This is a genomic window from Paenibacillus amylolyticus, assembly GCF_003719335.1.
GTDB classification, from domain to species: Bacteria; Bacillota; Bacilli; order Paenibacillales; family Paenibacillaceae; genus Paenibacillus; species Paenibacillus amylolyticus_D.
Genome location: NZ_RIAS01000001.1, coordinates 195,328 through 208,910, shown reverse-complemented (window position 1 = coordinate 208,910; position 13,583 = coordinate 195,328). Strand labels below are relative to the sequence as shown.

12 protein-coding genes are annotated in these 13,583 nt (G+C 47.9%); 10 read left to right on the top strand and 2 right to left on the bottom strand.

What is annotated here, in order from left to right; genetic code table 11:
- Position 1: 1 nt before the first annotated feature.
- The 5 genes from EC604_RS00845 to EC604_RS00825 all read left to right on the top strand — a co-directional run bounded on the left by EC604_RS00845 (position 2) and on the right by EC604_RS00825 (position 5,381).
- Positions 2-1,402, top strand: a complete 1,401-nt coding sequence (locus EC604_RS00845; RefSeq protein ID WP_192895038.1) for a glycosyltransferase family 2 protein — start codon at positions 2-4, stop codon at positions 1,400-1,402.
- Between the two features lie 276 nt (positions 1,403-1,678).
- Positions 1,679-2,482, top strand: coding sequence for a response regulator transcription factor (locus tag EC604_RS00840; RefSeq protein WP_123062335.1), 804 nt, complete (start codon positions 1,679-1,681; stop codon positions 2,480-2,482).
- Between the two features lie 107 nt (positions 2,483-2,589).
- Entirely contained in the window at positions 2,590-3,957 is a 1,368-nt protein-coding gene (locus tag EC604_RS00835; RefSeq protein ID WP_123062334.1) for a nucleotide sugar dehydrogenase, read from the top strand.
- An 8-nt stretch (positions 3,958-3,965) separates the two neighbouring features.
- Positions 3,966-4,907: a hypothetical protein gene (locus tag EC604_RS00830; RefSeq protein WP_123062333.1), complete on the top strand. Its 942-nt coding sequence runs from the start codon at positions 3,966-3,968 to the stop codon at positions 4,905-4,907.
- Positions 4,908-5,036: 129 nt separating this feature from the next.
- On the top strand, positions 5,037-5,381 hold the full coding sequence (locus EC604_RS00825) for a DUF3139 domain-containing protein (RefSeq protein ID WP_123062332.1): 345 nt from the start codon (positions 5,037-5,039) through the stop codon (positions 5,379-5,381).
- A gap of 74 nt (positions 5,382-5,455) precedes the next feature.
- Here the strand turns inward: EC604_RS00825 and EC604_RS00820 are convergent, their stop codons facing one another.
- Both EC604_RS00820 and EC604_RS00815 read right to left on the bottom strand, forming a co-directional pair.
- Entirely contained in the window at positions 5,456-5,929 is a 474-nt protein-coding gene (locus EC604_RS00820; RefSeq protein WP_161556825.1) for a stalk domain-containing protein, read from the bottom strand.
- 298 nt (positions 5,930-6,227) lie between these two features.
- On the bottom strand, positions 6,228-7,112 hold the full coding sequence (locus EC604_RS00815; RefSeq protein WP_240036592.1) for an AraC family transcriptional regulator: 885 nt from the start codon (positions 7,110-7,112) through the stop codon (positions 6,228-6,230).
- Positions 7,113-7,605: 493 nt separating this feature from the next.
- Here EC604_RS00815 and EC604_RS00810 point away from each other — a divergent pair, with 493 nt between their 5' ends.
- The 5 genes from EC604_RS00810 to EC604_RS00790 all read left to right on the top strand — a co-directional run bounded on the left by EC604_RS00810 (position 7,606) and on the right by EC604_RS00790 (position 13,556).
- Positions 7,606-8,817 carry an LLM class flavin-dependent oxidoreductase gene (locus tag EC604_RS00810; RefSeq protein WP_429349918.1) on the top strand — a complete coding sequence of 404 codons (1,212 nt, stop codon included), beginning with the start codon at positions 7,606-7,608 and terminating at the stop codon, positions 8,815-8,817.
- 205 nt (positions 8,818-9,022) lie between these two features.
- Positions 9,023-10,297 carry an ABC transporter substrate-binding protein gene (locus tag EC604_RS00805; protein WP_123062329.1) on the top strand — a complete coding sequence of 425 codons (1,275 nt, stop codon included), beginning with the start codon at positions 9,023-9,025 and terminating at the stop codon, positions 10,295-10,297.
- Positions 10,298-10,300: 3 nt separating this feature from the next.
- Positions 10,301-11,173 (top strand): carbohydrate ABC transporter permease, encoded by an 873-nt coding sequence (locus tag EC604_RS00800; RefSeq protein WP_192895037.1) that lies wholly within the window; start codon positions 10,301-10,303, stop codon positions 11,171-11,173.
- Positions 11,174-11,360: 187 nt separating this feature from the next.
- The gene (locus tag EC604_RS00795) at positions 11,361-12,176 is read left to right on the top strand and encodes a carbohydrate ABC transporter permease (protein ID WP_123062328.1); all 816 of its coding nucleotides are present in this window, start codon (positions 11,361-11,363) and stop codon (positions 12,174-12,176) included.
- A 162-nt stretch (positions 12,177-12,338) separates the two neighbouring features.
- Entirely contained in the window at positions 12,339-13,556 is a 1,218-nt protein-coding gene (locus tag EC604_RS00790) for an MFS transporter (protein ID WP_123062327.1), read from the top strand.
- Positions 13,557-13,583: the final 27 nt, after the last annotated feature.

Genomic DNA, 13,583 nt, shown 5'->3' with positions numbered 1-13,583 from the left:
TATGGTCGCCATCTATTATGTGGTTTTTGTTAATACGCTTTATTTTTCCATACTGGCCTTATCATTTCGTAACATCTGGACGATCTTCCGGAGGTCACATTACTCCAAGTACAACACGTTATCCGGCTCTGAACTGGTTCCTTCGGTTTCCCTGCTGGTGCCCGCGTACAATGAGGAATTGACGATTATTGAAAATGTAAACTGTCTCATGACACTGAACTATCCAACATATGAAGTCATTGTCATTAATGATGGTTCGAGCGACTCCACCTTGAAGGTGTTATTGGAAGAATACCGGCTGAAGCCGGTGCCGAATACGCAGATTCGCGGAAAAATCTCCTGTCAGAAGATTCGCGGCATCTATCATAACCCGGATTTCCCAGATCTTTATGTCATCGACAAGGAAAATGGGGGTAAGGCCGATTCCCTCAATGCAGGGATCAATTTGTCCCACTATCCACTGATCTCTTCCATTGATGCGGATTCACTTTTGGAGAAAGACGCTTTGATCCGCATGGCACGCATGTATATGGAGAATCCGGAAGAGACTGTTGCGATTGGTGGGGATGTGCGGATTGCCAACGGCTGCAAAATCGAAAACGGTGCGGTCCAGGACGTATCTTTGCCGCGCAAGATTTGGCCGATGTTCCAATCTATCGAGTATTTGAAAGCTTTCCTCGGCGGGCGGATCGGCTGGAGCCACATGAACGGTCTGATTATCGTCTCAGGCGCATTCGGTATGTTCCGTAAGGATGCGGTCATTGCGGTAGGTGGATACCGCGATGGTTATCCAGGTGAGGATATGAACATCATTATCAAACTTCACCGTTATATGTTAGAAAATAAACTCAAATACCGCGTCGCCTTCTGTCCTGAAGCGGTGTGCTGGACGCAAGCACCAGATTCCTACCGCATTTTGTCCAGTCAGCGCAAGCGCTGGGGCCGCGGGAATCTGAAAAACATGCTGGAGAATCGCGGCATGCTGTTCAACCCGAAATATAAGGTGATGGGTATGATTACCATGCCGTATAACGTCATTTTTGAAGCACTGAATCCGTACTTCCGCATTACCGGACTGATCGCTTTGGCTGGTTATGTGTTTCTGGACATGACCCAGTGGCCGATCCTCGTTCTCTTTGGATTGCTGAACTTTGTGAGTGGATATTTGCTGAGTGTAGGGGCATTGATTCTAGAGGAGATTGCGTTCAAACGGTATAACAAGCTGTCCGATTTAGTCAAAATGCTTGTCTACTCTGTCCTGAAATTTGTGGGATATCATCAACTCGGCGTGCTGTGGAGATTGCAGGGACACATTCAGTTTTTGCAAAACAACAATTCATGGGGCACGATGACCCGCCAAAGCTGGTCTGAGGAGTCCAAGGACACGAGCAAAGCGGCTTAAGTAGTACAGTAAAAACAGTATAGATGTTCAACTCCATTTTTACACGATGACGGAGAGGACAGAAAAAATCTGAAAAAGCGAAGCTAAAAGCTTTCTGAAAGAAAGCTGCATCGGAAGCATAATCTTCACCTTTATCACCGGATTTTCCCCTTGAGAAAAGGGGATCAAAAAAATCCGGGGATAACAGTGATTGGAAGATTGTTCTGTCACCTTAGCATTCGTGTAAACGACTTGTTGAACTTGTATAGATCATGAAGGAGAAGGGTGGAAAAGAACATGCCAAATACGGCGACATTGCAGCGTGAGGCTGCCGTTAATGTGTACCGCAATGTAGAACAGGGATTGAAGGAAACGGGTGCCGAAGCTTGTGGCTTAATGTTCATTCACTGTGCAGGTCAGGTTCAGCCGGAGCAACAGGTCAGGACACATCTGGAGCAGGCGGGATATACGTCGTTCCAGGTATGGCAAGATAGTCATACACAGACCATTGCTGTCCTGCTTCCAGGACTTACGCTCGATGAGGTTCACTATGAAGGACTTCGCATCAAGCATGAGTTGCAAGAGCGTGCTCCTGGTGCTGATCCGCAGATCACACTGGCCAGTTTCCCACCAGGGGAGCGCCCTTCGAAGGCAACGATTCAGCATATGGCCGAATCTTCGAAGCTTGTGGATTCATCAGAAATTCATATCTATACGCTGGAACACACAGCGGATGACCCGGAACGGATTTTGATCGTAGATAATGATCCGACGGTTCGTGAATTTTTGCAGCTGCGTTTAAAAATGCAAGGATACGAAACCTACGAAGCGGTGGATGGACTCGCTGCACTAGACCTAATCGAGAAAGTGACACCTGACCTGGTGCTGACCGAGCTGAATCTGTATGGCATCGATGGGCTCCCATTCATTCACCACATCCAGAAGTTGGAGATGGAGCAGCCGCCTAAAATCGTCGTGTTGACGGAACAGCGGGTGGAGCAGACGATCAGCCAATGCTTTAGCAGCGGGGTAGACGACTATATGACCAAGCCGTTCTCTCCTGTGGAGCTGGACGCCCGGATCAGACGCTGCCTGCACTAACAGATGAGCAGAATTAAAGTAACAACGAGTACAGTTACAACCACATCTATATGATTTGGACTATTTTTTACACTTAAACATCAAATATATTGCGCGGAGGGAATATCATGGAGAATCAACAATTTCACACTTTACTGAACGCGATCGAAAATAAAGAAGCAGTACTGGGCGTTGTCGGCCTCGGTTACGTCGGCCTTCCCCTTGCGGTGGAGATGGTCAACCAAGGGTTTACCGTCATTGGCATCGACCTGGATGCTTCCAAAGTCGACAGCATCTACAATGGAGATTCCTATATTCACGATATTTCGTCCGACGAATTGAAAAAAGTGATGCAAAGCGGCCGTTTTCAGCCAACAACAGACTACAGCATGCTGCGTGTCATTGATGCACTGAGTATTTGCGTACCGACGCCGCTCAGCGAAAACCAGGACCCGGATACCTCTTACATCGAGACGGTTGTTGATCAGATTAAGCTGCATATGAAACCAGGCATGTTAATCACACTGGAAAGCACGACGTATCCAGGTACAACGGAAGAGTTAATCGAGCAAGAGCTGGACAAGATTGGGCATGAAGCGGGCAAAGACTATTTCCTGTGCTTCTCACCTGAGCGAGTGGACCCATCCAACGGTCGTTTCACTACATTTAATACACCGAAAGTCATCGGCGGTACAACTGAAGCTTGTCTGAAACTAGGCACGGCGCTGTACAGCAAATATGTAGAGACTGTAGTTCCGGTATCTTCACCTAAAGTAGCGGAAATGTCCAAATTGCTGGAAAACACATTCCGCAGTGTCAACATTGCCTTCGTGAATGAAATGGCAATGATGTGTGACCGCATGGGCATCGATATTTGGGAGGTTATTGACGCGGCTGCAACAAAACCGTTTGGCTTCATGCCATTCTATCCAGGACCAGGCATTGGCGGACACTGCATCCCGCTCGACCCGATGTATCTGTCGTGGAAGGCCAAAGGATTCCGTTTTTACAGCAAATTTATTGAACTGGCGCAATCCACCAATGACAATATGCCGTACTATGTACTGAATAAAACGTCAACGATCCTGAATGAATACGCAAAGTCTGTTCGCAAATCAAACATTCTCCTGCTCGGCATGTCGTACAAACCGAACATTGCTGATCTGCGTGAATCACCAGGACTGGAAGTATACGAGCTGTTCAAGGAAAGCGGCGCCAACGTTAACTATTATGACCCGCATGCCGAATCCTTCAAGGACAAACATGGCGTAACTGTGCATAGCCAAGCCTTTAACCTGGAGCAGTTCAAAACGTATGATTGCATCGTGCTGATCACCAACCACAGCGACTTGCCTTATTATGATATTGCGGAACTGGGTGTACCGATTCTGGATACACGTAATGCATTCCGTACGTACAATCACTCCCACATCTACAAGATCGGTCATTCGGTACAGCATCCCGTGCTGGAGCCAAGTGAAGCGGTTCTCGTCTGAGGCGACTGATGAGGATACAGGGCAAGTGGGCAGGTAAGGCTAAATGGGCTATTGTGGCTGTGGTGTTCTGCCTGCTGCTCCTGTCCTGGCTGTTCAAATGGTTTTCGCATGAGGAACACAAGGCGACCTGGCTGTGGGATACGTCGATCATTACGAAGCAGACACCTGAGATTATCGCGTTCTCCAAGGAACAGGGCGTGGATACCATTTTCCTGCAAGTTCAGGATGAGGTGCCCGATGCGGCTTATCGCAAGTTCATTGCGGCTGCGACCAATGCCGAGATCGAAGTACACGCGCTGAATGGTCATGCCGACTGGGCGTATCGGGAAAAGCGGGCAGAAGGACTTGCTTTTATTGAACGCGTGCGGACATACAATTCTTCCTCGGCGAAGAATGAACGTTTTACGGGCATTCAGCTCGATGTCGAGCCATACCAGTTAAAACGCTGGGAGAACGAGGAGAGTAGTGTCATTGCCGAATGGCAGAACAATATGGAGGTCTGGACGGAAGCCGGAAAGGCTGCAGGACTGTATATGAGTGCAGCGATTCCATTCTGGCTGGATGCCCGGCAGTCTGCTGGAGGCAAGGAGACGTTCAGTCGCTGGGTCATCTCCCGTTTTGATGCGGTGGCCATTATGGCATATCGGGACAGCGGGCAGCAGATGTACGATCTGTCCAAGGAAGAGCTGGCTGAAGCCGATGATCTGGGCAAGAAGGTCTGGATTGGAGCAGAACTCGCGGATACACACGAGGGAGATCACCTGACCTTTTTCCGCAAACCAATCAGCAACATGGACGAAGAGATGCAGAAGGTGTTTGAACTCGGTGCCTCACATTCATCGTTTGCAGGTGTGGCTGTGCACCATTATGAGGCGTGGTATGCGAAGCAAAACGGCATTCCGCTTGCCCGCAAGACCGAGGAGAAGAAAGAGGAATCACATACGAAATAGTACAAGTTTCAACGTTAAGTTAATGATCCCTTCTGAGCAAAGCAGCAGGCTTTGGTTCCTGCTGCTTTGCAGCTCAGAAGGGATTTTTATATTACATACAGAATGTAGAAGTGTAATGGAGGTTGTTTTATGACAAAAAAAGTAAAAATCAGTTTGTTTTCTATCCTTGCGCTTGTTGTAATCCTATCAGGATGGGGCTACTTGAGTTTATTTGGTAATCCGATCAAAATGAATGATGCTGAAGAGAAAGTAAGGGCCTACTTAATTCAACAAAAAGGGTATTCACCTGAGGAAATTATAGATATAACAGGTAACTATTCCTTCACAAGCTCAGAGGCTCCTTACGGTGCTTCCGTAACATTCGCTGACCAGCCTAATGATAAGTATCATTACGGTCTTTTCAAGGGCGGGCACATTGAACAGTACAGTTACACGAGCGATAATCCTATACATCTGGAGTCTCCGATTAGATAAAAGGAGTCTCCACTTGTTCCCGTTGTTCTCGTATTGGCAATATCCTACCTTTCTAAAAAAGGTTTAGTCTGCCTCTATTCTTTACTAACTTGAACCGTTTTCGTCTGCGAGTCATAAGAAACGTTAATGTCGTAAATCGAAACGATATCTTTTAGCGGAAAATAAATGCGGTTTTGAATCAAAAGAACAGAGCTGTTCATTTGAAACGGCTCGTCATTGTGCTGGAACGTATCACTTCCAACTTTGAACTGCAATAGTGGGGTAGGAATTGCAAAATCTTCATTGAGAACTCTGAACGTTTTAGTCTCCGATTGGAAAGATAACGCTTTGGAATTGATCTGGAACGGAAGGCAACTCACAAATCCGTCGAGATCAACGTAGGTGTGCCCTTTAATAATCAGACCTGTAAATGATTTTTCATCCAACACATTGGATTTGATGTTCACAGTTGAGCCTGAGGCGGGGGAAGAAGCAGCGTTTATGGAGGAACCAAAACCAGCCATAGCCAAAGTTAGTACAGTCACCACTAGAAACTTGGAAAGACGCATGATCAACCACTCCTTTGATATATTCATTAGGATTAACGTAAGAACCGGTACATAAGTTACATATGTTGGGAGTAAGTTTTAAGAAGCGCAAGATCTTTTTTTTGGTACTTTAACTTGTGATATATGAAAAAAATTCGATTCGTCAGAGACAGCAGATGCTGATTCTAACTCATTTAATATGGAAACCTGAATAAGGCAAGTCCCGTTCGCTGAGCGAGGGGCTTGCCTTATTCAGGTTATTTTAGTGCTTGAGAACAGGAAAGCGCTTCGTTAGCGCCGGTTCTCTTAACCAGCTCAATTAATCTCTCTTCTGTTCCGTTGATGTTGTTCGGTAACGGTTGGGAGGTAGACCGACTTGCTTTTTAAAAGCTTTGGAGAACGAAAATAAATCCGGATAACCTACGGAATGAGCCACCTCCGTTAAGCTGAGCGTGGTCTGCACGAGCAGAAGCTTGGCTTGATTCATTTTGAGTTGCTGAATATATTGCACTGGGGACAAGCCGTAGGCTTTGCGAAACTGTTTGGCAAAGTGGGTTCGATCCACGCCTGCATGGGCAGACACACCCTCCACCGAAATGCCGCCTGCGAAATGAAGTTCAATGTACTCTTTACCTTTCTGAAGCCAGGGGGTGGCTACATCCGGTTGCAAGTCTTTGGTCGCCGGAGAACGCGCAATGCGGTCGAAAAGGCCGAGAAACCGGATCAGTCGCCCCAAATCACTGGCACTGTCCTGCGGTTTACGAACGTCTTCCATAAATGAACGCATGTTGCTAGCTGTTTCGGGTGTGAGTACACCTGAACGGTACGGGTTGTCAGAACTTAAGCCAATTCGGGAGAGCAGTTCAGCGGCATATGCTCCGTCAAAGGCAATAAATATTTTTTGCAATGGTTGCTCTGGATCAGTCCAGTACTCATGCGTCACATGCGGAAACAAACAGAAGGCATCTCTGGCTCGCAGGGAATACCGCTGTCCGTTCTGAATGAAGGTACCCTCACCCTCCAGTACAAATAACAAATAATGATAAGGCGTAGTACGAGGACCAATGTGATAGTTACTTTTAGCAATGTTACGACCAATGCGTAACGGCCAGGCACCGCTGGCTCTCTCAAATTCAGACGGAGTGAAGAATAGAATATCCAAAAACTCGTGGTGGTCCTCCTTCATGCGCTCAAGCTCGGTCACCAGGAACACCTCTTTATTATATAAGTATCGTCGATGGCATCTAAAAGGTTCATTTATAACCCATTATACAGGTGGGTTTTATATAAATTCAAGATCAGGTAAACCTGAATTCGAAAAACGACCACAAAATGATAAAAATAAATTGCCGCGAAATGACATTGATCACAGACAAATCAATTGATATGATGTCCATACCTATTAAACCAAGTTAATTAATCGGCATTTGGATGTATACTTTACAAAATAATTAGAAATTAGGCGCACTTTAAAAGTGGGGTTTAACGAGTGCGAACGTAGTGGAGGGGACGAAATCGATTCTGAAGAAACGTAGTGTTCGCCTTTATCTCCGGATTTTCCCTTTGGAAAAGGGAATCAAAAAAAATCTGGAGATAACAGCGGGCGAAAGAACGATTCGCACCCAGAACGGCCATGTTGCACGACACCAATCTTATTTTTAACATGAGACTTTATTTATCCATAGAAGGGAATGACGATGGTGAGCGAACAAGAAGACATGAAGTTTGGATGGTTTTTACCAACGGCTGGAGATGGGAAGTATGTAGGTGTAGAGCCGGAACGTGAGCCAAGTCTGGATTATCTGGTGCAGGTGGCACAGACGGCAGAGACGGCCGGATTCGAATTTGTACTGATTCCGACAGGGGGAGCCTGTCTGGACGCATGGGTGGTCGGCTCGGCGGTAATGAGTCACACCAAGACATTGCGTCCCCTTGTAGCGATTCGCCCAGGTCTGGTGACACCCGTACTCGCGGCTCGCATGGGTGCGGCACTGGATCAGCTCTCTGGTGGTCGTGCCATGATTAACGTAGTTACAGGCAGTTCGGTTCGAGATCTGGAAGAACTCGGTGATCCGCTGGCACATGCGCATGATGAACGGTATGTTCGCGCAAGCGAGTATATGGAAGTCATGAAGCGTTCGTGGACACAGTCGACAGGCTTGAATCTGACGGAATTCGCCGGAAGTGGTGCACAATCAGGTGCAGATGCATCCAGCGAATCGAATCCCGAATTCAACGGCCAATATTACAACTTCAAAGGTCCGGTAGGTATGCCTGAGACGGTACAGAAGCCATATCCACCATTCTATCTTGGAGGAAGTTCTCCGATTGCGAAGCGAGTGGCGGTTGAACATGCGGATACGTTCCTGATGTGGGGTGAGCCGCATGACTGGATTCAGGAGCAGATCGAAGAGATCGAAGTCATTCGGGAGCAGGTGAAAGAGGAGACGGGACAAGATCGTCAGCTCCGTTATGGCATGCGTGCACAGGTGCTCATTCGGGATACCGAAGAAGAGGCATGGGCTGCAGCATGGGAGATCATCAGCAAAGTGCCGCCAGAAGCGATTGAAAAGGCCAAAGTTGCATTTGCCGAGACGGATGCCACCAACCAGCGCAGACAGAATGAGCTCCGTGAATTGTCCGAGAAACAGCAGTTTGTGGTTGGGCCGAACCTGTGGACAGGTTTGTCGGTCGTACGCTCCGGGGGAGCCATCCTCATCGTGGGTACAGCAGAGCAGGTGGCAGAACGGTTGATGGAATACGGAGACCTGGGCGTAACGACTTTCATTTTGTCCGGTTATCCGCACTTGGAAGAGGCCGAAATCTTCGGCAAAACGGTAATGCCGATCATCCGCGAAAAATGGAAAACAAGACAGAAACAGCATTCAATTTTACTGCCCACTAAATAAGTTAAACGTGTTTTTACACGATAACGAAGTATTCAAAACAAATCTGGAAAAGCGTAGCGCTCGCCTTTATCCCCGGATTTCTCCTTATATTAAAATTGAAAAAATCCGGGGGTAACAGCGATTGGAAGATTGTTATGAATACGTAGTGTTCAGTGTAAATTTAGTCGTTTAACTTACGTTTATTATCCTTAGGAGGTCGTCTTTCATGAGAAAAAGTAAAAAAATGATCCTGCCGCTTGTCAGTATGCTGGTGATGTCCATCCTGCTGTCCGCTTGCGGCGGTGGAGATAGCGCATCATCCGGCGAGAACGGCTCCTCAGGTTCAGGTAAAGTGACCATTAGCTTCATGCACTGGCGCGGCGAGGATTCCGAAGCATTCAACAAGACGATTGACGCATTTGAAAAAGAAAATCCGAACATTCATGTGGAGATGCAGACGCTCCCATCGGATCAATACCAATCCACCGTGCAATCCAAAATCAGCGACGGCTCCACAGGGGATGTGTTTGCGTCTTTCCCGGGTGCTCAGTTCCAAGCGTTCAGCAAAGCTGGATTGTTTACCGATCTGACGGGATCATCGTTCCTGTCGGCCTACAATCCGAAGCTGATCGAAGCTGGGCAGCATGATGGCAAACAATATGCCATTCCGTACCAACTCGTATATAACGATCCAATCTATAACGTCAAACTGTTTGAAAAGTACGGTCTGACACCACCGAAGGATTGGGAAGGCTTCCTGGCATTGTGCCAGAAGCTGAAAGATAATGGCATCATTCCGATTGCCTTTGCCGGTGCGGACATTGGTCCGGGCCAATTCATGAATACGATGGTAATGAACAATGCGCCGAGTGACGACATTTTTACCAAAGTCGAAGCGGGCGAAGCCAAACTGACAGATGAATTCTGGGTGAAAACGTTGACGCAAATCAAGGAACTGAACGATAAAGGGTACTTCCAGCAAGATGCACTGGGTACGAAAGACCCGGCAGCAGGCGCACTGTTTATTCAGGAAAAAGCAGCGATGCTTGCAAGTGGATCGTATCAACTTGCTCAGAACAAACAGCAAAACCCGAATCTGGAGCAAAAGTTGCTCGCACCGATTACGGTAAGTGCGGACCAAGCCAAGTATGAAGGGGTGCACACGACCACATTCATGCTTGCGGTAAACAGCAAATCGAAACACCCGGAAGAAGCGAAGAAATTCCTTGAATTCCTGAGCAAACCGGATGTAGCTGGCGCATACGCCAACCAGACAGGACAAAATGTAACGGTGAATGACGTGAAGTATGATACACCTGAGCTTCAGGTTGCGGGAGAATGGGCGAACAAAAAGACCGTGTTCCAGCCACGGTTCACCATCCTGAACGGAGACAACCAGAAGGCGGTAACCAACTCCATTCAGGCCGTGCTAAGCGGTACTTCTCCAGAAGAAGCCGCACAGCAAGCACAAGCGATCATTGATCAGCATATCGGGAAATAAACGATGAAAAACCGTATTCAGCTATCCCTGTTTCTGTTACCTGGATTGCTGCTGTACGTTGGATTGTTCGTATTTCCTACATTGACGGGGCTGTTCTACTCCTTTACGGATTGGGACGGGGTATCCCCGTCGTATGCATTTGTAGGGCTGGATAATTACAAGGACAGTCTCAGCAGCATCGTATTTCGCAAAGCTTTTGGGAACAACGTGGAGTTTATGTTAACGGTTGTCATCGCACAAACCTTTATTTCACTTGTTCTAGCTCTGCTTTTGGTTCGTAATACCAAGACCAAAGTGGTGCTTCGCGCGTTGTATTTCCTGCCCGCGATTCTGTCGTCGGTATCCGTTGGTCTGATCTGGGCGTTCATGTATGACCCGTCCATTGGACTGATCAATTACGGATTAAACGAGGCGGGCATGGGCAGTATTGCTCGTAATTGGATCGGTGATCCGAAGATTGCGATCTTCTCCATCGCTGCGGTGCAGGTTTGGGCTCACGCAGGACAGATGATGATTGTGTTTATCGCCGGTCTGCAAGGCATTCCAGTAGAACTGTACGAAGCGGCACGCATGGACGGCGGCAGCAAATGGCAGGTATTCCGTACCGTGACCTGGCCGCTGCTGGCTCCATCCGCAACGATTGTGGTAGCCTATACGACTATACAGTCGTTCAAGGCCTTTGACCTCATTTTCACGATGACGGACGGAGGCCCGAACTACGCCACTGAAATTTTGACCACCTATATTTATCATACGGCTTTCGGCAGTTATTCATTTGGTCTGGCATCTGCGGGTTCGATGATCTTCCTGGTGCTGCTCGCGCTGCTGACGCTATTACAGTTCAAGGCGCTACGTGCCGACCGGGTGAGCTATTAACGGATAGATGATGGCTTCTTTTCGTAATCGTTAGCGGCGAGAATGGCAAGTCAAGAATGTATACAAGAGTATGAGAAAGAGTCACGGTTAAGTATCGAGAGCGTGTTCGAGGAATGCGAAGTAATTTGATTTTTGAATGTGAAGGATGAATTTTAAGTGTGAGGTTGAGAGGAAGGAGGGAAATTATATGGTTTTCAAATGGTTCAATCGGCTGATTCTGTTTGTGTACGCACTGCTGATCCTCGTGCCGCTGTATTTTGTATTTGTATCTTCGTTCAAAACAAGCAGCAACTTCTTCACCAGTCCATTCAGCTGGCCGGACCCGTTTACGTGGGATAATGTGACGGGTTTGTTCCGTAATCAGCCGATGTGGCAATACTTCGGAAACAGTCTGATTGTGACACTGGGTACAGTAGCGATTGAGCTGCTGCTCAGCAGCATGATTGCTTATGCCATTGTCCGCTGGGGCGGCAGCGTAGGCAAAATTGTGTTTGCCCTATTTGTAGCAGGTTTGATCGTGCCGTCTCAGGTCAGCATGTTGCCGATCTATTCCCTCACACGTACGCTCGGATGGTCGGATAGTCTGACGGGTTTGATTATCGTATCAGCTGCGATGTTGATGCCGGTCTCCGTGTTTATGCTGACGGGTTTCATGCGTATGTTGAATTCGGAAATTTTGGAAGCAGGTAGTATGGATGGGGCAAACGAGTGGAGACTCTTTACCCGGATCGCTCTGCCTCTGGCGGCACCTTCACTGGCGGCAACCGCAACGTTCCTGCTGGTGATGGTGTGGAATGACTTGCTCATTCCGATGCTTATGCTTACCAGTAAGTCCAAACTGACCTTGCCACTTGCCCTGATGCAATTCCGCGGGGAGTACGTGACGAATTATCCGATGATGCTGACCGGCGTTCTTGTGACAGCGATCCCGATGATTGTGCTGTTCTTGTTGCTTCAGCGTTATTTTGTCGCAGGTCTAACCGCAGGTTCGCTTAAGGGTTGAGGGGCGAGAAGGAGACTGAAAGATTGTTCGCAAAATCGAATTCGTTTTATATTCGTTGTAAATTGACGTCACCTCGTATTTTACATTGATTTCTGGTTCATTCTGCATAATAATGGTTTAGTGTCAGGATGACTACATAGAGATCAAGGGAGCTATAATCTGATGAGTAAATTGGAAGTGTTGCGGAATCCCAAGCAGCGCAAGCTGCTGTTCAGTGCCGGTATGAGCTGGCTGTTTGATGCAATGGAGGTCGGCATGATCTCATTCATCGTAGCTGCACTCGCGAAGGAGTGGAGTCTTAGTCCCGGACAAGTCGGTGTGCTGACGAGTATAAACTCGATCGGTATGGCCCTCGGTGCCTTGCTCGCAGGTGCACTTGCAGACCGTTTTGGACGAAAAGCTATTCTGATGTGGACACTGTTGATCTTCACCATTGCAAGCGGTCTATCTGCACTCGCTACCGGGTTTGCGGTATTGTGTGCACTGCGTCTGGTTGCGGGTATTGGTCTTGGCGGTGAGTTGCCCGTGGCATCTACGCTGGTATCGGAATCGATGCCTACAGCGGAACGTGGACGTGCAGTTGTTTTGTTAGAAAGCTTCTGGGCAGGGGGCTGGATCGTATCGGCGCTCATTGCCAATTTTGTTATCCCCGAGTATGGGTGGAGAATTGCCTTTGCGATCGGTGCGCTTCCGGCGTTCTACGCGCTGTATCTACGTCGTGCCATTCAAGATCCTCCAAGGTATAAGAACCACACGAAATTGCAAAAAATCACGTTCCGCGAGAAGGTTGCCACGGTCTGGTCTGCACCGCATCGCCGAACAACATTAATGCTGTGGATTTTGTGGTTTACCGTTATTTTCTCTTATTATGGTATGTTCTTGTGGCTGCCTTCGGTTGTGATGGCGAAAGGTTTTACATTGGTGAAAAGCTTTCAATACGTGCTAATCATGACGATTGCACAGCTGCCAGGTTACTTCACCGCGGCGTATTTCATTGAACGCTTTGGCCGGAAGTTCGTACTTGTCGTATATCTGACACTGACCGCGATTAGCGCGATCGCCTTTGGACTGGCTACGACGGAAGCAACGATTTTGGCTGCCGGAATCTGCCTATCGTTCTTCAATCTGGGCGCGTGGGGCGGACTCTACGCGTACAGCCCGGAATTGTATCCAACATCCGTGCGTTCCACAGGCGTTGGACTGGCTACATCGGTAGGCCGGATCGGCGGCGTACTTGCACCATTTATGGTAGGTATGCTTGTTCAGAAGGCAGTTCCAATCAGCCTGATTTTCACCATTTTCTTCGTGACAATTCTCATTGGAGCAGCTGCTGTGCTGTTCTGGGGCCGGGAAACGAAAGGGCAGGAACTCGCCGAGTAATGGTGAGAAAATTTTAGCGCAACTTTT